The sequence below is a fragment of the Escherichia sp. KTE172 genome (assembly GCF_000408845.1).
GTDB lineage: Bacteria > Pseudomonadota > Gammaproteobacteria > Enterobacterales > Enterobacteriaceae > Escherichia > Escherichia coli.
The window spans coordinates 1-19,711 of the sequence record NZ_KE137311.1 but is presented as its reverse complement, the minus strand read 5'-3'; the positions used below and the strand labels follow the sequence as shown (position 1 = coordinate 19,711).

The 19,711-nt window shown below is 47.3% G+C and carries 19 protein-coding genes and 5 pseudogenes; 13 read left to right on the top strand and 11 right to left on the bottom strand.

Going from position 1 to position 19,711, the window contains the following annotated elements; all coding sequences use genetic code 11:
- A partial coding sequence (gene tnpC, locus G434_RS24310; protein ID WP_016249714.1) for an IS66 family transposase occupies positions 1 to 548 on the top strand: 548 nt, incomplete at its 5' end.
- A gap of 62 nt (positions 549 to 610) precedes the next feature.
- Here tnpC and G434_RS24315 read toward each other — a convergent pair.
- The gene (locus tag G434_RS24315) at positions 611 to 1,402 is read right to left on the bottom strand and encodes a DUF4198 domain-containing protein (RefSeq protein WP_000977394.1); all 792 of its coding nucleotides are present in this window, start codon (positions 1,400 to 1,402) and stop codon (positions 611 to 613) included.
- Between the two features lie 6 nt (positions 1,403 to 1,408).
- Positions 1,409 to 3,379, bottom strand: a complete 1,971-nt coding sequence (locus G434_RS24320; protein ID WP_001496335.1) for a TonB-dependent hemoglobin/transferrin/lactoferrin family receptor — start codon at positions 3,377 to 3,379, stop codon at positions 1,409 to 1,411.
- A 281-nt stretch (positions 3,380 to 3,660) separates the two neighbouring features.
- On the opposite strand from G434_RS24320, the pseudogene G434_RS24325 reads away from it, so the two are divergent.
- The 3 genes and pseudogenes from G434_RS24325 to G434_RS29490 form a co-directional block, all read left to right on the top strand.
- Positions 3,661 to 4,100: pseudogene (locus tag G434_RS24325) on the top strand (transposase); the annotation flags it as partial.
- A gap of 521 nt (positions 4,101 to 4,621) precedes the next feature.
- Positions 4,622 to 4,894 carry an adhesin biosynthesis transcription regulatory family protein gene (locus tag G434_RS26540; protein WP_001322642.1) on the top strand — a complete coding sequence of 91 codons (273 nt, stop codon included), beginning with the start codon at positions 4,622 to 4,624 and terminating at the stop codon, positions 4,892 to 4,894.
- A 445-nt stretch (positions 4,895 to 5,339) separates the two neighbouring features.
- Positions 5,340 to 5,515, top strand: a pseudogene (locus tag G434_RS29490) (IS3 family transposase); the annotation flags it as partial.
- A 225-nt stretch (positions 5,516 to 5,740) separates the two neighbouring features.
- On the opposite strand, the gene G434_RS24330 reads toward G434_RS29490, so the two are convergent.
- Entirely contained in the window at positions 5,741 to 6,910 is a 1,170-nt protein-coding gene (locus G434_RS24330; protein ID WP_001072358.1) for a hypothetical protein, read from the bottom strand.
- Between the two features lie 366 nt (positions 6,911 to 7,276).
- Here G434_RS24330 and G434_RS0124420 point away from each other — a divergent pair, with 366 nt between their 5' ends.
- Both G434_RS0124420 and G434_RS24335 read left to right on the top strand, forming a co-directional pair.
- On the top strand, positions 7,277 to 7,465 hold the full coding sequence (locus G434_RS0124420; protein ID WP_001309252.1) for a hypothetical protein: 189 nt from the start codon (positions 7,277 to 7,279) through the stop codon (positions 7,463 to 7,465).
- A 120-nt stretch (positions 7,466 to 7,585) separates the two neighbouring features.
- Positions 7,586 to 8,326, top strand: a complete 741-nt coding sequence (locus G434_RS24335) for a tyrosine-type recombinase/integrase (protein WP_001066953.1) — start codon at positions 7,586 to 7,588, stop codon at positions 8,324 to 8,326.
- A gap of 284 nt (positions 8,327 to 8,610) precedes the next feature.
- Here G434_RS24335 and G434_RS24340 read toward each other — a convergent pair whose 3' ends face one another.
- Entirely contained in the window at positions 8,611 to 9,588 is a 978-nt protein-coding gene (locus G434_RS24340; protein WP_000361611.1) for a RepB family plasmid replication initiator protein, read from the bottom strand.
- Positions 9,589 to 10,333: 745 nt separating this feature from the next.
- On the opposite strand from G434_RS24340, the pseudogene G434_RS24350 reads away from it, so the two are divergent.
- The 3 pseudogenes from G434_RS24350 to G434_RS0124410 all read left to right on the top strand — a co-directional run.
- A pseudogene (locus G434_RS24350) lies at positions 10,334 to 10,663 on the top strand (IS21 family transposase); the annotation flags it as partial.
- Positions 10,656 to 10,763, top strand: a pseudogene (locus G434_RS29485) (AAA family ATPase); the annotation flags it as partial. The pseudogenes G434_RS24350 and G434_RS29485, both read left to right, overlap by 8 nt.
- A 60-nt stretch (positions 10,764 to 10,823) precedes the next feature.
- Positions 10,824 to 11,337, top strand: a pseudogene (locus G434_RS0124410) (DUF4113 domain-containing protein); the annotation flags it as partial.
- Position 11,338: 1 nt separating this feature from the next.
- Here the strand turns inward: G434_RS0124410 and G434_RS24355 are convergent.
- The 6 genes from G434_RS24355 to G434_RS24380 form a co-directional block, all read right to left on the bottom strand.
- On the bottom strand, positions 11,339 to 11,755 hold the full coding sequence (locus G434_RS24355) for a plasmid partitioning/stability family protein (RefSeq protein WP_001278818.1): 417 nt from the start codon (positions 11,753 to 11,755) through the stop codon (positions 11,339 to 11,341).
- Complete coding sequence (locus tag G434_RS24360; RefSeq protein ID WP_000688514.1) at positions 11,748 to 12,728, bottom strand: plasmid segregation protein ParM; 981 nt, start codon at positions 12,726 to 12,728, stop codon at positions 11,748 to 11,750. The genes G434_RS24355 and G434_RS24360 overlap by 8 nt, the downstream gene beginning before the upstream one ends.
- Before the next feature lie 413 nt (positions 12,729 to 13,141).
- Complete coding sequence (locus G434_RS24365; protein ID WP_000030199.1) at positions 13,142 to 13,450, bottom strand: hypothetical protein; 309 nt, start codon at positions 13,448 to 13,450, stop codon at positions 13,142 to 13,144.
- A gap of 86 nt (positions 13,451 to 13,536) precedes the next feature.
- Entirely contained in the window at positions 13,537 to 14,181 is a 645-nt protein-coding gene (locus tag G434_RS24370; RefSeq protein ID WP_001144036.1) for a ParA family protein, read from the bottom strand.
- Positions 14,182 to 14,360: 179 nt separating this feature from the next.
- Entirely contained in the window at positions 14,361 to 15,140 is a 780-nt protein-coding gene (locus G434_RS24375; protein WP_016239126.1) for a site-specific integrase, read from the bottom strand.
- 1 nt (position 15,141) lies between these two features.
- Entirely contained in the window at positions 15,142 to 15,555 is a 414-nt protein-coding gene (locus tag G434_RS24380; protein WP_016230899.1) for a hypothetical protein, read from the bottom strand.
- Between the two features lie 532 nt (positions 15,556 to 16,087).
- Between G434_RS24380 and vapB the strand changes: the two genes are divergently transcribed.
- From vapB to G434_RS24400, 4 genes are all read left to right on the top strand, one after another.
- Complete coding sequence (gene vapB / locus G434_RS24385; RefSeq protein WP_001261286.1) at positions 16,088 to 16,318, top strand: type II toxin-antitoxin system VapB family antitoxin; 231 nt, start codon at positions 16,088 to 16,090, stop codon at positions 16,316 to 16,318.
- Positions 16,315 to 16,731 carry a type II toxin-antitoxin system VapC family toxin gene (locus G434_RS24390; protein ID WP_001034044.1) on the top strand — a complete coding sequence of 139 codons (417 nt, stop codon included), beginning with the start codon at positions 16,315 to 16,317 and terminating at the stop codon, positions 16,729 to 16,731. Before vapB ends, G434_RS24390 begins: the two co-directional genes overlap by 4 nt.
- A gap of 74 nt (positions 16,732 to 16,805) precedes the next feature.
- Positions 16,806 to 18,371, top strand: a complete 1,566-nt coding sequence (locus G434_RS24395; RefSeq protein ID WP_001128474.1) for an ATP-dependent nuclease — start codon at positions 16,806 to 16,808, stop codon at positions 18,369 to 18,371.
- On the top strand, positions 18,356 to 19,378 hold the full coding sequence (locus G434_RS24400; RefSeq protein WP_000361402.1) for a DEAD/DEAH box helicase family protein: 1,023 nt from the start codon (positions 18,356 to 18,358) through the stop codon (positions 19,376 to 19,378). Before G434_RS24395 ends, G434_RS24400 begins: the two co-directional genes overlap by 16 nt.
- Before the next feature lie 253 nt (positions 19,379 to 19,631).
- Here the strand turns inward: G434_RS24400 and G434_RS24405 are convergent.
- Positions 19,632 to 19,711: IS1 family transposase (locus G434_RS24405; RefSeq protein WP_001401901.1), on the bottom strand; the 80-nt coding region annotated here is incomplete at its 5' end.

Here is a 19,711-nt window from a genome sequence, read left to right as displayed (position 1 = left end):
GGGCTCACGCCCGCCGTAAAATCCACGATGTGCACGTTCGCACCCCGTCAGCCCTGACGGAGGAAGCGCTGAAACGGATCGGCGAACTGTACGCCATCGAGGCAGAGATAAGGGGAATGACGGCGGAGCAACGCCTTGCCGAACGTCAGTTGAAAACGAAACCGCTGCTGAAATCCCTGGAAAGCTGGCTGCGTGAAAAGATGAAAACCCTGTCGCGACACTCAGAACTGGCGAAAGCGTTCGCATACGCCCTGAACCAGTGGCCGGCGCTGACGTACTATGCAGATGATGGCTGGGCTGAGGCGGACAATAACATCGCTGAAAATGCGTTGCGGATGGTCAGTCTGGGCCGCAAAAACTACCTGTTCTTCGGTTCGGATCATGGAGGAGAGCGGGGAGCGCTGCTGTACAGCCTGATCGGGACGTGCAAACTGAACGGAGTGGAGCCAGAAAGCTACCTCCGCTATGTCCTTGACGTCATAGCCGACTGGCCGATAAACCGGGTCGGCGAACTGCTCCCCTGGCGCGTAGCACTGCCGACTGAATAACACATCCCCGTCAATACGGTTCTTGCTGCACGCTTACAATTTCAGGGCAGGGAATAGTATTGTTAATTTCGGGAGAAACTTAAAGTTGCCACATCGACAGTTTCATCACACAGGCTTTTGTCCTGAAAACTTTTCTTATTTTGGACTTTCGCCAGCCACTGTCCAATATGAAGAGAAGGTACTGTGACGATACCATCCTCATTAGTTACAAAGGTGAGTTCTGCTTTATGAACAGGATGTTTGTGCTCAACTGCATGAGTATGACGGGATGATTTCAGATAACTGACCGAGTCAAGCTCCATGATAGCTCCGGCGAGCGGGGACGTTTTATACAGGACTTTCAGCTTCACATCTTCACTGAAACGACTTATATCGGATAACGGAATGATTTCAAGCTCATGCCCCGTTGGAGACTGATAGAGTTGTGCTGGCATCTGCTGTTCACCAGGAATAAAAGATTTCGCATATTTAGTGACAAACTCACAGTAAGCCACATCATTTCTGCCCTCCCGGCTGACCGGTTTCCATCCTGAAGAGGTTCTCGACCAGTATCCCGGTTTCATATATGTTGACAAAACGTAGCCATTATCTTTGCTTGCAGACTCAGTTTTATAGACATAATCCGTGGACGCTGGCTTCAGTGTTATTGTCTCTTTCCCGTTATAAATCCGGGGATTTTCAAAGAAATTCCTTCTGTCAGGAATTGTGCCCTTTGAGGGGAAATTATGACCATAACCAATCTCTGCGGTAATGTTGTTCTCTGCCTGTTTACCTGTAATCCAGACATCGTGGGCCAGGACATGCCCCGATGCTGTCAGACAAAGAGCTAAGATATAACCTGTATTTTTCATCATGATTTGTTACCACTGATAACGGGTATAAAGACTGACAGTTCTGCCTGAAAGCGGCACTCCTTTGCCATTCATGGCAAGCTTGTTGAAGGCATTATCCAGAGCCACTGATGCCTCAAAGCCTTTAACACTTACAGGCTTATAAGACAGTGAAAAGGAATGTACGGCATAGCCAGCCTGATGGGGATCGCCTTTTTTCACATGCGTGGCTGCTGCCGAAAGTTCAGCACGCCATCCGGCAGAAACTCCTCCATGACCAACAGGTATACTTATGTCACTGATGAGTGTGTCAGGATTGCCGGAGCCCAGCCATTCCCTGCTGCTGGCATCCATACTTTCCGTGCGGTTATAAGAAAGCATCCAGTCAAAATAATCAGACTGGTAATTTCCCTGCATATCCCATCCCCAGATACGGGCCCGGGATACATTATAAGAATAAGAACGCATCCGTTTCATATCCACGCGCGTGGCAATATAGTTTCTGGCATCCGTTCCGAAATATCCGCCTTTCAACTGCAGCCGATCATTGCCTGTAAGCAGGCCGTCCAGTTGAATACCTGCGCCAATCTCACGGGTAATGTTATTTTCTGGTTTCAGATTAAGGTTAGGTACCCAGTAATTGGGTTTACCCTTGCGGTAAAAATGTACATCATCCCTGTACATTTCTGCCATTGTGGGGGCACGGAATGCAGAGGATATGGAGCCGTACATCATCAGCCAGTCTGTCGGTGAGACTGAAATCGCCGCCCTTGGGGACAGGCGTTCGGCTTTCAGTTCTCCGGCACGGGGATTGAAGCTCTTGTACCGGTCATAGCGGGAACCGACGATAATGTTAACCGGGTAGCTTTTCATTGTCATTTCATCCTGGAAATACAACGATGTAAAGTCAATGTTTCCTTCCGGATATAGTGTGGCAGAGCCTTCTGGCTTCTGCTGCTGACGGTAATATTCAGCGCCATAACTTAACTGATGGGCTCCCGGAAAAATCAGAGTATGACTCCTGTTGACAACATTAACACCGGAGGTTCTGTTGTTTCTCCATTCTGCCGTTTTGTTGTGACCGTTTGTCTTGATAGTGATATCACTGAGATATAAAGTTGACTTTACATTGATGAGGCTGTTATCCACAGGAGCGTACTGGTACCAGAACTGTACGTCATTTTGTACTGTTTTTCTGTCACGCAGGCCGCTGTCACCATGTGTCTGAGTGGGATTGCCCGGTTCAGTGGTGTTATTCCGGTAGAGACGCAAGCTGGCACCTGCTTTGTTACTGTCTGTTATACCGACAGAGCCTTTCGCAAACAGGGCTGCAGGTTTTTCCTTGTTAGGTGCGCGCTCACCATCACTTTGATAGATATTACCTCTTTTACGCATAATGACAGAAAGGAGCGCATCTGTTTTTCCGGTTTTACCGAACCAGGTGAGCCCCGAGCCTGTGCTGTGGTCACCACTGGCGATATTTCCCCACAGACTTAAACCGTTTGTCTCTCCGGGGGGAAGGAAATCTGCTGCATCGGCAGTTCTGAAGTCCACAACACCTCCCAGCCCGCCACTGCCGTACAGACTGGAGTTTGGTCCGCGGACAACTTCGATACGTTTGACGAGTGCCGGATCCAGATAAGTGCCACTGCTTTTTGCCATGTCACTGAGTTGACGGATGCCGTCAACAAGAACAAGTACCCCGCTTTTGTCATAGCCGCGTAGATTAAAGGTCTGCCCATTGGTCCGTCCTGCACCAGTCTGGCTGAGACCGGCAACACCTTTCAGCATGCCGGCTGATGTGACCGCATTCTGACTCCATGGCGTGTCATTCGTGACGACACTGACCATTGACGGCGTTTCAAATACCGTGTTCTGATTTCCTGTCGCGACAACGGTGATTGTATCTTTAGCCATAGAAGAATGACTGGTCTCTGCCTGTAACCCTATCGGGAGTATGATTAATGTACAAATGACGTTTCTGATTACGTTCATATACATGCGAAAATATATGTTAATATTGATATGTTATAACATATCATTTTATTAATGCAACCCTGATCACGCAGCGTTCAGTGATAACCAGTGAATAGCGACTCTAATACCCGGTCGCTCTGCAATGTATCAGCGCCTGCGACCGATGCTATGGATATTGATTTTTCTACCGATAAAGAACCAGCAATACGGAATTTAGACTGGCCCCCTGAATCTCCAGACAACCAATATCACTTAAATAAGTGATAGTCTTAATACTAGTTTTTAGACTAGTCATTGGAGAACAGATGATTGATGTCTTAGGACCGGAGAAACGCAGACGGCGTACTACACAGGAAAAGATCGCTATTGTTCAGCAGAGCTTTGAACCGGGAATGACGGTCTCCCTTGTTGCCCGGCAACACGGTGTGGCAGCCAGCCAGTTATTTCTCTGGCGCAAGCAATACCAGGAGGGAAGTCTTACTGCTGTGGCCGCAGGAGAACAGGTCGTTCCTGCCTCTGAACTTGCTGCTGCCATGAAGCAGATTAAAGAACTCCAGCGCCTGCTCGGCAAAAAAACGATGGAAAATGAACTCCTTAAAGAAGCCGTTGAATATGGGCGTGCAAAAAAGTGGATAGCGCACGCGCCCTTATTGCCCGGGGATGGGGAGTAAGCTTAGTCAGCCGTTGTCTCCGGGTGTCGCGTGCGCAGTTGCACGTCATTCTCAGACGAACCGATGACTGGAAATATAGGGGCAAATCCACATCCTTACTTTTCCGTAAGGATTTTAGCGGGTCAAAACAGCGTTCCATGCCGGACTGATGATCTACATACTTAGAGTCACATACCAAAGTAAAACTATGGATGTATGCAAGCCTGCATCGTCAGGAGGTTAAATTTCAGACCTGCCAGTTACCGCGTAAATGGCTTGATATATGACTAATTTATTTGCACAGGATTTTTACGACAACGCTCTGAACCAGCAGTTGACGGGATATATAGTTGAGCTCATTACAGATAAAGCTTTTCTGTATCTCTGGCGGTGGTCATAGACCAGTAATCGTTATTGGTTGTTCTATATTATCCCGTATGACGGTACAACGTTTTTAACAACTGGCGCTGTCACAACATAAGCCACCCCAAAATATTATATGAGTAACAATAGTCTATATAGGAGCGTAAATTACCTACTATCAAATACTTACTCCAATAGCATTTCTGTCTATTCTATTTCAATTCTTTAATAGAAAAATAAGGTTAGATAATATATGACTCCCTCCCCCTATCCAAGAAATAACTTTAATACAGAGCTAATTCAATCATGTATGAATGGAGAACACTTTTCACTTTTAATTGAAATATCACCAATCAGAAGTAAAAAAAACATCATGGCTCTTAAGGAGTATTTGGTTGATGGTTATTCAAAGCAAGAAAGTTGTGAAAGGAACAATGTTTCCATTAGTTATTTTTGCCTATGCCTAAAAAAACTAAACTATACACACAGTATTGTTAGTGCTCTTAAATATTTCTACCGTGAGTAAACTGTAACTGAAGTCTTGATTCTTACGCTTAGACACTGCTAAGCCGTTATGGCATAGCTGATAATTTATATTGCACTATGTCAGCTACTGTAAGATAATATAAGCTATTTTAAAGAAAACTCTGTCATTCATCATTTTGTTTAATGATAGGTTTTGTTATTAATATAAAAGAACATGCTCATTCATTAAAATAAAAACAAGATGTTCTTTTATTATTTTCATTCCCTACGGGGTTAGTCCTTGATTCATTTTCAGTATCTTCTAACTCATTCATTTGCCGATTACTTTAATTCACAGTCTTGTTTTTTATCCTGCCTATTGGAGATAAAAGTGGTATCGATGGATGCCGAGTGTGTTGCACATGCAGTATTCTCAGGAATAAGAACTGTCACTTCCAAAACACGCGATATATGATTGAATCTCTGTGGGGGGATAAAAACTTGCCTTTTTCCGCAGTCTGAAAACAGGATGGGGGCGACGGATGGTTACGCAGGCAAGGGCGAGGTTCGGAAATAAATCAGAGATTATATTCTGAATTATTACAATAGCACCAGACCTCACCATTACAACGGTAGTTTGACGCTGGAGGGATCAGAAAACAGATACCGTTTTTACTGTAAACGGTGGTCATATATGGACTCTCCTGGTGATATAAGTACTGGTTCGAAACGGTTTACGACTATATATCCGGCGTCATCAGTAGGTTCAATGAACCGCGCAATAATGTTATCCGAGCCCTGTTTCCTAATCACTACGCCGGTATTTGATTAGCCAAGTCAAGTTCATCTTGCCATCACTATTTTTCCATACCGCATTACTATCTAATACAGTCGCACGAGCGGCCTTCTAATTTGAGGGTTTCGAGCCCTGAAGAGGCATATCCCATCGTTTTACAGATATTGCAGAAATTGGTACGCAATATGCTGCTTCTTCCTGGAGTTTCTTCCTGGTATTTGTATCGAAGTCTACATTAAGCAGGTCGAACTTCCAGCTTTCCCGATAAAACCTTATAATATCCTTGGGACAAAGGAGAATAAACTGGTTTGTCGTAAACATAGAAACAGCCTGCACAGAGTAATATTCCCCCGGTTTTATATTTTTTTTACCCCATACTGCATTGGAAAAAAACTCCTCCGGATATTCACTTGTTTTAATAATGTAGCTATGTATTTTGAAGTCACTTATACCTGAGAGCTTAATAACTGAATGGGTAAAAATTACTGGTAATACGGTTATTTGAGTCGATATAACTAATAATATCATCAAGGATGCGACAAATGCAGAACTAATTCTTTTAGAAAGTTTATGCTGTGGATTCATTTTTAGATAAATGAGGCCGGGAAGTATTGTCAGAATAAAAATAAAATATGACATGAAAGCCAGTTCAGCTATCACTTTGAAATTAATACTCTTATCTGAAGTTTCAATATTCCTAAAAACCATCTCCAGTGGAATTACCTGAAGATGCACCAGTAAAGCAATAGACAACGGAATGATAAGATAGATCTGAACACGTCTCAACAGTTTCATTCTATTATTTTTAAACGATAAGTCATATTCAAGATACCTCGTGTTTATTATGGCTGAAATAACAACTATTAGTACTCCTATACTTAAAATAGATAACCAGCCAGAGTTATCTTTAACACTCTGGTCAAAATCAAATGCACAGTATAACACGTATATAAAGGCCATGGGGAAGAGGCCAGATAACATCATTACAGATAAAAAATTACCCTGAATCTTATTGTAAGCAGGAAGATTTTTTATATCATAAGGAATAACTATTGGTATAAAAAAAGATGTTATAAAAAAAATAAAAATGATCATAATCAATGATAGAATAGTTGTACAACAAACCAATACCAAGATGCTTTTAATATTCATCACATCAAAGAAAATATCAAGTCGATCCAGACGACTGAAATATCCCCAGAGAACTATCAACGCAATCCCTGATATAATACTTGATGGTGTTAATACTGAAACTATTAGCGTCTTCCACTTCTGATTCATTTTAACTTCCTGGTTTTGCTATAAAGAGAGCATAAAAAAGAGTGAATAAGTTATTACACTTCATTGTTTGACTCCTCGCAGTAACCTTTCAGGAAGGTTGTCGGATATTTTTGATAAATTATGTCATAAACATATTATTGTAAGTAATGATTTCACTAAATTTATTTGATCGTCGTCATAATATTTTTAATCTGAATATAGAAGATGATTGTGTCATATGCAGTATGATATAAAACGTTAAAAGTGACTGAATAGATAACAGTTCATGCATGAACAAGACCATAACATAACATAATAAAATATGCTTATTATGCATAACCTTATGTTGTGACTAAGCCGCCTTAAAACTGAGAAGTAGCTAAGAATATGGCGTCAGACACCTTCAGTTGTCGTAGAAGGTTATCTGCAGGATTTTTCTCCGTATCTGCCTGTTCCTGGCATTACCCCAATTCTCCCAAAAACGGCAAACCAGCCCTCAGCCCGCGCCACGACTGGCTTAATACGGGATCCCTGCTGCAAAACATACCTTTACGTATTTGGTTTTACCCGCAATAATGCGTGATAAGCAAACAAAAGGATCCGCGCGCTGCGATTTATTGTCGTGGAAGGATCCGGGCGTTCAGGTCAGAATACCTGTATCCATAAACAGTGCGTGTGCTACGTGAAAAATAACTCATGAACAATGTCATTCCCCTGCAGAATTCACCAGAACGCGTCTCCCTGTTACCCATTGCGCCGGGGGTGGATTTTGCAACAGCGCTCTCCCTGAGAAGAATGGCCACTTCCACGGGGGCCACACCGGCCTACCTGCTGGCCCCGGAAGTGAGTGCCCTTCTCTTCTATATGCCGGATCAGCGTCACCATATGCTGTTCGCCACCCTCTGGAATACCGGAATGCGTATTGGCGAAGCCCGGATGCTGACGCCGGAATCATTTGACCTGAATGGAGTAAGACCGTTTGTGCGGATCCTGTCCGAAAAAGTGCGTGCGCGACGCGGACGCCCGCCAAAAGATGAAGTGCGACTGGTGCCGCTGACAGATATAAGCTATGTCAGGCAGATGGAAAGCTGGATGATCACCACCCGGCCCCGTCGTCGTGAACCATTATGGGCCGTGACCGACGAAACCATGCGCAACTGGCTGAAGCAGGCTGTCAGACGGGCCGAAGCTGACGGGGTACACTTTTCGATTCCGGTCACACCACACACCTTCCGGCACAGCTATATCATGCACATGCTCTATCACCGCCAGCCCCGGAAAGTCATCCAGGCACTGGCTGGTCACAGGGATCCACGTTCGATGGAGGTTTATACCAGAGTGTTTGCACTGGATATGGCTGCCACGCTGGCAGTGCCTTTCACAGGTGACGGGCGGGATGCTGCGGAGATCCTGCGTACACTGCCTCCCCTGAGGTGACGGCATACGCGCTTCCTTATATAAGCTGTGGTCAGCAGAACAGACATAACATAAGCTGGAGCATGTATATAAGCTGTAGTGAGTAAGTCATGTTTTATGAAGGGAGCAATGCCTCAGCATCAGGTTACGGGATCACTTACGTAAGGGACAGGCAGATGGCAGCTCAGCTACAGACAGCACTGCAGGAAACAGAATATAAACTGCAGTGAGCAGACCACTCACTGCACCGGTTAATATAAGCTGTAGTCAGTAAAGGAGCGCTCTTCACTGACTACAGTTTATGTTCAGCGGGATTTGAAGAGTTTTTCCAGGTCATCCAGCGTGATGCCCAGTTTCTCAAGCAGGGCAAGCTTCTCCGCCATCTCCGGACTGACTTTTTCCGCAGGTGAAGGTTGCAACGGATTTTCCTTACTCTCGTCATTCGGCGCTTTTAACCGGGGACGCCGGTAGTGAATACAGAAGAATTTTGTCCGCCCCCGCTGGATCTCCGTGTAATCAAGATATCCAATCTCGCGCAACTGCTCCATTGCCCGTCTGACCGTCTGGTTCTGGGAAAATACAGGAGACTTCAGATTGAGGCGTGCACGCAGCCGCGCCAGCGATATCGGTGCCGGATCCCGGGGCAGGCTCTCTATAAAGGTGTAGAGTGCCTGGGCGGACTCCCGTCGCTTCAGGGCATTAATCGCCTTAAGCTGGAGAAGGACTTTTCTGTCAAACTGGTACAGTTCAAACAGGCGGGGATCGGCCTGTAACTGCACAATATCCCGCTCAGTATCGTAGTAAGCTGACTGTACCAGATGGGTGATATATTCCCGGGTGTGCTTCTCATCGGTACGGGAAAACGAAATCACGGTACCGGCAATGCGCTTCAGGGAAGGGCTGATGCGCTCACGCAGCCTGCGGGATGACTGGCTTGAAGGTATACCACACAGTTTTGCAAACTCAACAAAAGGCAGTTCAACTTTGTCACCAATCACGTTATGGCGGGCAAAGGAATGAATGATCCCCACCCAGGTCTTGAAATCATTATCCATATCCAGGCGGGGGCCGGTGATCTCAACCTTATCGAATCCCTCAGCACGGGCCAGGGAAAGACGTGTCAGCTCTTCCGTGGCATCAGTACGTGACAGTGTATTTTTTTTACTGTTCTTCAGTGATTTAAGGGTCGGTACAAAAACGCCCAGACGCATCAGCGCCACAGGTTGTACGGTGTTGTTATTGTTTGGTGTCAGTGTCACCAGCTCACCGGAGGACTTATCCACCTCGCCGAACAGTTTTTTGATGTCTGAATTTTCGTTTTCCAGAAAGCCTCCAGCCTGTGGACAGTAAAAGAATAAACAGAAAATCGTGTGTCAGAACTCCGCTAACTGACTGAAGAAAAACCTGCAGCCTGTATTTAACAACTGAGTCTGGCATACTGACCATAGTTTATGTCATTAACTTACTTCAGTATATGGATTACTGAATACAGCTTATCATTAGCATGTTACAGTTTATCAGTAACATGCCACAGCTTATGTGATCGTGGTCCCGGCCCATGAGTGACAAGGTTTGCAGCGATATGGGGATCTTTAATGGATCCTTTGTTGATCATTCATGGATCTGTTTACTGGATCGGGCCTCCGGATATGTGGATAAATCATTCCAGAAGGACAGCGCACACAACCGTTTTATGAAAGGGCTTCAGGGCGTACCTGCTCCCTGTAACTACAGATACATTGCGCTTCCTCGCCGGTTCGCGGGCTTCGCCCGGTCACCGGTCTGCGGCGAGCACTGTTTTTTCTGATGTCTGTCTTTACAGGTAATTTTTGACGGAATCTGCCGTACTTCCTGAGCGTACGGTCATATCCGAAGTACACTTCATATGTGTGTTTCAATGCCAGGGATTGTGTATACAAACTACAGGTGTCAGCGCCAGTGATATAAGACGGTAATTCACCATTTGGATTGTCCGCTCCACCCAACATGTTGTTTCCTTAAGGTTCTCACACCAGAAAGGACATCAACATGCTGAGCAGAGAGGACTTTTACATGATAAAGCAAATGCGCCAGCAGGGCGCGTACATTGTCGATATTGCGGCTCAGATTGGTTGCTCTGAACGGACGGTCAGACGCTACCTCAAATACCCTGAACCGCCAGCCAGAAAGACCCGCCACAAAATGGTTAAGCTGAAACCGTTTATGGATTACATCGACATGCGCCTGGCAGAGAATGTCTGGAATAGCGAGGTTATCTTCGCGGAGATTAAGGCAATGGGTTATACGGGCGGACGTTCCATGCTGCGTTACTACATCCAGCCCAAACGTAAAATGCGTCCGTCAAAAAGAACAAGGAGAGAGTTACCGGTTAAAAGAGAAACGTAAAGCTGGAGTGCTGACCAAAAACACAACGCCAATCAGTGATGATGAAATGGTGCAAAGCGGACAGCATCAGTAACGAAAGTATTTAGCGGGCATGAAAATGGCAAATAACGGTCAAACATCGTGGCGTTGACATAGTCGCAGTTTTGGTGAACGAATCACAGACAAAGATGCCATGCACCAGGCTGTTGTTCAGTATGCAGAGCGGGCCGCAGAGAAACTACGTGGGGAGCGTCAGTATTGCCGGCAGGTGACGACATTTGTACGGACATCCCCCTGAACCCTGTTACAGCAATGCCGCTGTGGAAAAGCTTTCATTGCCCACACAGGACAGCCGGGACATTATTGCCGCCGCATGCAGAGCCTTAAACCATGTCTGGCGTGAAGGGTACCGCTATATGAAGGCAGGAGTCATGCTGGCTGATTTCACACCATCGGGTATAGCGCAGCCGGGATTATTTGATGAAATCCAGCCCCGTAAAAACAGTGAAAAGTTAATGAAAACACTCGATGAACTGAACCAGTCGGGAAAAGGGAAAGTGTGGTTTGCGGGGCGAGGAACCGCCCCTGAATGGCAAATGAAACGGGAAATGTTGAGTCAGTGTTATACAACTAAATGGCGAGATATTCCCCTGGCCAGGCTGGGTTAGTTCAGTCATCTCCGAACATATTTTCAGCGTTTCTTCTGGTCTGGTCTTCACCGTCATTTCTCGACAGACTCTGCTCTGTAAGAGGAGTACTGCAATCCACAGACGTATGGAGACCAGATTGTTTTTCCAGTAATTCAAGCAATTTCTTTTCAACCGAAAAAGCACCTGGTATTACGCTGGAAATCACCTTATTAATATCATCCAGAGTCGTATTTTCTGTCAGTAACTCCGATATCAGCAAAGGAAGACGTTTATCTATAGCTGCAAACGCCGCACCAGTAACTAACATCGCGCGCATGAAACGTCCCCGCTCCTTCAGTTTTTCATTTGCAATGAGCTCATCTGCTATCTTATCTCCTGTCCGTTCATCCGGGAAAAGTTCAAATGAGCAGCGTCTGGATTTATTTTCATCACTCATTAGTCACACCACCTTTCATTTTTATCATTCCCATGACTAAATCAAACTGCGGGGATGAGCTCAGATAAAAGCGCTCATCAGGAACCTTAGTCAGGTTCTTCACAGCCTCGGCCACAATTTCAGCCCCACCACCAACACACATTACATGTGTATAGTCGGTGAAACGGCTGATGACATCATTAACTCGTTTAATAAGCAACTTCTGCCGTTCATTGATAACATTAATGATAGACTCACGCTGTTCAGCATTATAAATGCGACGGGAAAGGTAGTCAGGTTCATTACGGTGCACAATGATATTGTCAGCCTGGAATGAGCTCACTCTTGTATTAGCATGTACAGCCATCTGTTCCTTAACCCCGGATGTAATCAGGGACACGCCGATATTCGGATCACACCAGGTTTTTGTAATCCCTGTCATTTTGCTACGAACATGCGACACATCAAGAGTTGTACCACCGAGATCTACGATCAAAAGGGATTCATCATCCTCAAGCCCCGCAAGAACACTGAAACCAGCGGGAATACTTTCAGGAAGAACGGAAACACTGCGAATAACAAATGCATCACTCCCCTGCACCCGTACTTCACGCATCACATTTTTTTTCTTTCTTTCAATGTTTTGCTTATTTTTCTGATTGTTGGCGTCAAGGTATTCAGAGATCGGCAATGTGACGATGACATCAACAGGCTGCGCTTTCAGGCCGGTCTGCTGTAGCGCATGCTGAATGGCCACAACATTCACATCACTGTACTGATAGCGTGTTTCAGTCGTTACGACAGCATCAGCACTTAATGGATCAAATGAAAACTTCTCGCCGTCGATCTCGTAATTAGCCGGAGCAGCATCATCCAGTAAACTAAAAGACCATTCCGGTTTAAAGCTGTTAGGGCTGATTAACGTTTTCACGTCACCATCCTCCAACCAGGCAAGTTTAATGTTGGTAGAACCATCATCAATAAAGATTTTCATAACCAGTCTCCGTTGCTCATAAACAAATAGAAAAAACAAACATACTTCATACATGCAATGTATATTCAATTATAATGAAAAAACGGTCTTTCTGAAAGGACAAATGCAACATAAAAACACGATAAATTGCATGTACATTGTACACACAACTTTAAGACCAGAGGAAATCATAGATACAAAAACATTATGAAGGTTATATGTGACACATAAATGCAATATAAAAACATCGTGGACATCATGGTTCAGGTTAAGGGAAAAGGAATGAAATGGTGAAACTGAGAGGAAAGGAAAGCGGTGACGAATCATGTCACCATAAACAGAAAGATGTCTAATGGGGACTCTTTAGGTACGTGAAGAATCCCCATAACGCATTTAAAAGACACACATCAGATACCCTTAAGGTATCCGATAGTTTATTGACCTATTGCACCATCACGTTCAAGCTTCTCTCTTATAGCCTCAATAATATATGAGCTAAAATCCAGAGATGTTTTACTGGTCGCTTTAAGTTCCGCATGAGCTTCAAAATACGACAGCGGTATGGCCTTAAGATTCTTAGCCTTCGTCCTGGCAGCCACGGGACGACCTGAAACTTCCTCTGCACCTTCATTTGGCTGAGACGGGGCTGTTGCTGTTACGGCAGAAGAAGAAGTTTGTAATCTGGCAGAATCCACCAGGTTTTTCAGTTTTTCAGCCTGTGCACTAAATTTCGCTTTGCTCATGAGATAACCCAGGATGTTTGTTAGATACTTAAAAGATATCCATTAAAAGCCCAAAGGATACTATATGGATACCCAATAGACACACCTTACTGTTTGTTATTTTCAATCAGATGATTGATTTCTTCGATCAGGGCAATAACTTCCTTACCTCCTGCCGAATAGCGCCCATGAACAGACTCAGTGATTCCCATCCCAGTCTCAATGACATCCTCAAATTCTGCACGAGCAGAAATGCGGCTCTTCATCAGCTTCAGATGTTTGAACGATGGCAGGATTGCATCAAGCTTAGGGAATTTCTTCTTGTTAGGATTAACTTTACAGAGATACAGGTGAGCAGTTATATCGGTCCCCATGATAGAGCTGATTTCGTCCAGTACTCCATCAAAATGCATCAAACCAATACGTTCAGTCAGGGAGTCTTTTGAAGGGACAATAACGCAGTCTGCAAAGGCAATCGCAGTACGGGTAAGATCTGAGTCAAATCCCCCACAGTCAATAAGTAACGTCTTATCGCTGTTCTTGTAGGGAGTCATAATTTCGATTAACTCATCCACTGTTTTGGGTACTTTCACGGAAATTTCTTTTCCTTCAGGTCTCAGCCCCAGAATGATAGAAAGCCCGGTATGAGTATCCAGATCAACTGTATCAGACTTCATTTCACCAACAATGTTTACGGATGAAGTTGTCTTACCCACACCACCTTTGGGATGCGTATTAGCAATAACAGGCATAGTGTATCTCCAGAATCCACATGTAATACCCATAAAGACCCCATAAGACACCTTTCGGATATCCAAGAGGTACTCAATAGATGTTTTTTTACTCTATACCGGTCCTGCATGTCAACAGAATATGAAATACCGATAATATATCCATGAGATATCCGAAAGGGATTTAAAAAAGTCAGAGCTTATGGAATTCTTTTGAGCATAGACACCGCATCGGACTCAGGCATCGAAAACTGCACCCGGTGCCGTGCAGCCACATCCAGTGCAAACACCTTCGTGTAGACCTCCGTTGAGCTGATGGACTTATGCCCCATCAGGCTCTGCAGGACCTTCAGCGGTATACCGGCATACAGCATATGCATCGCATAGGAATGGCGGAACGTATGTGGCGTGACCGGGACAGAGAACGTCACACCGTCAGCGGCAGCGGCGGCAACCGCCTCCCCAATCCAGGTCCTGACCGTTCTGTCCGTCACTTCCCAGATCCGCGCTTTCTCTGTCCTGCCTGTTCGTTTATTACGCCGTTCCATGGGGATTTTCAGTGTTGCCACCATCGTCTGCAGCTGGCTGACGTACCAGGAGTCGGAGAGCGGGACCAGCCGGTGAGTCTGCTGACCGGCGGGCATTCTTCCTGCCGTCCTGGCGGCTTTTTCGGTCCGTTGTTTCAGGGTCGCAAGCTGCACAAACGGATACGGAGGCGTGAGCGAAAAATCCCCCCGCGTCAGCGCCAGTGCTTCATTAATGCGCGCACCGGTGTTCCACAGTGTGGCCAGCAGCATCTTGCGGCGCAGATCCGGGACGTAATGGAGCAGGGCGCTCACTTCAGGGGCCAGCAGGTATTTGGGCAGTTCATCATGAACCATCGACATCTGGCGGAGTGCCAGCGCTGCCGGATAATCGATGGCAACAGGAAGCTGAGCGGCATCCCGGGCATGGTGGATCGGTGCCGGCAGGTGCTGCATATCAGTGTTCACTCCACGGGGAAACGTCGGGCAGGTTTTCCACAACACGGTATTTTCCCGGATAACGGAGCTGGTTACCGCCACGCGTCCGGACGGTGACAACAAAACCCCCGCCCTGGTTGTTTTCGGGGAGCAGGCGATCGCACTGCTCACTCAGCATGTGGATCACAAACGGCGCATCGCTGCCGTCTTCAAATACCAGTTCCAGCGCATCGCGGCCATGCAGTGCTCCCTTACTGATGATGACGTACTCAGCCCCCCGCATCTCCCTGAGTAAATGTTTTGCCGCATCCGGGACAAGCAGCCTGGCTGCGCCGGCATTCCAGCTGAGGTAGACATATCCGGCCTGCGCCTGTACAGACTGCCAGTAATCCGTTCCGGCGACAGCCTGACCTTCATTCTCAATAAAAAACATGGGTGACTCCTTTTTTCTTTTCCGGGCAGGGACGGTCATGCGATAACGTCATCCATCATCACTGCCCTTACCGTCACGCCGTCTGATAACATCATGCCGTTATAATCATCACCATGATAACAAGCATCCATATAACCACGCCGTTAAATTACCGGAGAGCCGTTTCCGTCAGATCCGACTTTCCGGAATATCACAACTTTCCGGAAGTGTACCACGCTGAGGAAATAATCATATCGCTGTTTTCCGCCCCTGCGTGACGCATCACAGGTCAGGGATAAGACACAACATATAGTGTCATCAGCAGCTGAATCCGGCACCACATGTTGTGCTGACGGGAGGTGCGTTGTGTGGGGGGAGAAGAAGATCCGTAACCACCAGAAACCGGATCTGCACGGGGAAAGAGAGAAAATAACATAGGCTGAACATATCCATATGCCTGACATCTGCCTATACTAAACATATGCACACACCCGGTGCAATGAACATCATTCCGGATATGCATCACATATCCACACTTACCCGGGAGAGAATCATGAGAACCGTATCCATTTTTAAAAATGGCAACAACCGTGCTATCCGCCTTCCACGCGATCTGGATTTTGAGGGGGTGAGCGAGCTGGAGATCGTCCGGGAAGGGGACAGCATCATTCTGCGCCCCGTCCGGCCGACCTGGGGCTCATTCCTGGAGCTAGAAAAGGCCGATCCGGACTTTATGACGGAGCGCGAGGACGTTGTCAGCGACGAAGGACGAGTTAACCTGTGAACAAGATCTATATGCTCGACACGAACATCTGCTCGTTCATCATGCGCGAGCAACCTGAAGCATTGCTTAAGCACCTGGAGCAGTCGGTGCTGCGCGGTCACCGTATCGTGGTCTCGGCCATCACCTACTCCGAGATGCGCTTCGGTGCCACCGGTCCGAAGGCCTCGCCACGCCACGTGCAACTGGTTGACGCGTTCTGTGAGAGGCTCGATGCCGTCCTGCCGTGGGACCGCGCCGCGGTGGATGCGACCACGGAGATTAAGGTGGCACTGCGTCTCGCCGGCACGCCGATCGGTCCGAACGACACGGCGATAGCCGGACACGCCATCGCTGCCTGTGCCATTCTGGTGACGAATAATGTGAGAGAGTTTGAGCGGGTACCGGGTCTTGTGCTGGAAGACTGGGTAAGATAACGCTGTAAAACAAAACAGGCGGTCAGGCGCGGCCGGCCGCTCTTTCAGGCAGCGGTATATAAAGGAATAAAAAAATGCCACTGATCACGCGGCTTATGCTGCAAAACTTCAAAAAGTTTCCGGAACTGGACCTGCGCTTCAGCAACGATCGTAACATTCTGGTTGGGGACAATGAGTCCGGGAAAAGCACTATTCTGCTGGCTCTTGACCTTGTGCTGAGTGACAGCAGGCATCGGGTTGAGGCGCTGGGGGTGGAATCGCTCCTGTCACAGTCAGCAGTCAGGCATTTTCAGGAAGGTGAGCGCCGTGCCGATCAGTTACCCGTGCTGACCGCTGACGTTTTCCTGAGTAATGGGGGAGAGCCTGACCTGAACGGCAGGCAAAATCTGGCGGGTATCGATGCGGATGGTCTCAGAATGCGCATTGCTCCCATGATGGAGGAATACGGTCAGGATATACACCATGTTTTGCAGCAGGATCCTGATAATTTTCCCTATGAATACTATTCCGTGCAGTTCAGCACATTCTCCGGTGGTCATTTCGCAGGCTTCAGACGCTATCTGCGCCATCTGTTCTTAGACAGTGCACGCATTGATAACGAGCATGCCGCACAGGAGTATACGCGCACAGTTTACAGCGTCAATGTGCCGGTGGCCGATCGGTACCGGCTTGAAAACAGTTACCGGCAACAGAAAATGCACTTCTGCGCCCGGCATCTGTCCGCCATAAACGACACGCTGAAAACGTATCAGTTTGGCGTGCGTTCCGGCGCTAAATCAGGTCTTGAGGCGAACCTGGACATTACTGAGGACGGTATTTCCATTCGTCACCGCGGAAAAGGAAGACAGTGTTTCATCAAAACGGAGTTTGCGCTGCAGCGGCATCAGCAGCAGGGGGGAGAGATCCACGCGCTGTTGCTTGAGGAGCCGGAGAATCATCTCAGCCATGTCAGTATGAAGAGGCTGGTTAATCAGCTTGCCACGGAACGGCAGACGCAGGTGTTTATTGCCACACACAGTAGCCATATCTCCTCCCGCCTCGACCTACGTAAGGCTATTCTCCTCGGAGCTACCCGGCCGGTACTGATGAATGAACTTTCCGCTGAGACTGCCGCCTTCTTCATGAAAGCACCGGATAATAACGTGCTGGAATTTGCGCTGGCCAGACGCGTGCTGCTCGTGGAGGGGGATGCTGAGTTTATTCTGATCGAGGCCTTTTATCACCGCCTGTATGGCAGGGCACCGGAGGATGACGGGGTTCACATCATCGCTATCGGCGGAACGAGTTTCCGTCGTTATCTTGAACTGGCCCGTCTTCTGGAAAATCGTGTCGCGGCCCTTCGCGACAATGACGGCAACTATCAGCAAAATTGCGATGAACGCTATGCTGACGTGCTTTGTTCCCGCTCCCGGGTATTTGCTGACCACGACAACAGCCGCTCCACATTTGAAATCTGCCTGTATCAGGATAATGCCGACCTGTGTGATGCGCTTTTCCGCGGAACCCGCCGGACACTCACGGTTCAGGATTACATGCTGGCCAATAAGGCAGAAGCAGCATTCCAGCTGTTACAGTTGCACGCCGAAAAGCTGACCGTTCCTGATTATATCCAGGAGGCACTGGCATGGATAAGAGAGTGATATTTGCGGTTGCCGGCTCGGGTAAAACCACGCTGCTGATACGTCGGTTAAGAGAGGACCGGCGGACGCTGATCCTGACCTTCACCGTAAATAATGAAGCACATCTGCGGGCGCAGATTATCAGACGCTTTGGCTACATACCGTACGGGATCCGTGTGATGACCTGGTTTGAGTTTCTGCACGGTTTCTGTTTTCGCCCTTTCCTGCAGGAGCAACTGTCATCGCGTGGTCTGAGCTTCAACCAGCCCCCTTCCAGAATACCGCGCACGAATATCCGGCATTATCAGGATCCCGCCGGACGGCTGTATCACCGGCGGCTCGCACACCTGCTGACAGCCCGGGGGTTGCTGCCAGATATCCGTACCCGACTTGCCCGTTACTACGATGAGTTGTTCGTTGATGAAGTCCAGGACTTTGCCGGCCATGACTTTAATTTTCTGCTGGAGCTATGCCGCGCGGAAATCTCAGTGCTGTGCTGCGGGGATTTTTATCAGCATACCTTTGACACAAGCCGCGACGGTAACGTCAATGCTACGCTGCATGAAGACATAACCCGATACGAGGCTCGCTTCAGGGCTGCGGGTATCATGGTGGATTGTGAGACGCTCAGCCGGACATGGCGCTGTTCAGCTACAGTGTGTGAGTTCATTACCGGACAACTGAACATTCGCATTTCGGCTCATGGAACACATACCACCCAGATTGAAATCGTCACGGATGAAGCGCGTTCAGCGGCCCTGCACGCGGACAACACGATGATCAAGCTCTTCTATCGCGAACATCACCGTTACGGATGCCACTCAATGAACTGGGGGGGCAGTAAAGGACTCGACCACTTTCAGGACGTCTGCATCGTGATGGGGGCCAACCACTGGATGCGCCTCATCCAACAGAAGCTGGCAGCACTTCCACCATCATCCCGTAACAGGCTATACGTGGCCTGCTCACGGGCACGGGGCAACATCTATTTTATTCCGGAAAGCCATCTTCGGAGATTCAGAAACTAAGTCAGCGGCTTCTCAACTGGGCACAAGCCGGTAAAAAGTAGTCAACGACAAAACTTCAGGCCGAAAAATGAGGCTCCGGTTTCGCCGGAAACCGGACCTGCGTGGAGGGAAACCCGCAGATGATATGATATTTATCATTAATCGCATAATAAATCCTGGCCTGATATTTACAGGCAGAGAAATAAATCATTCGATATATGATTTTATCGTCATCAGCCATTAACCCCCCAGGAAGCGCGGTAATGACTCCAACTTATTGATAGTGTTTTATGTTCAGATAATGCCCGATGACTTTGTCATGCAGCTCCACCGATTTTGAGAACGACAGCGACT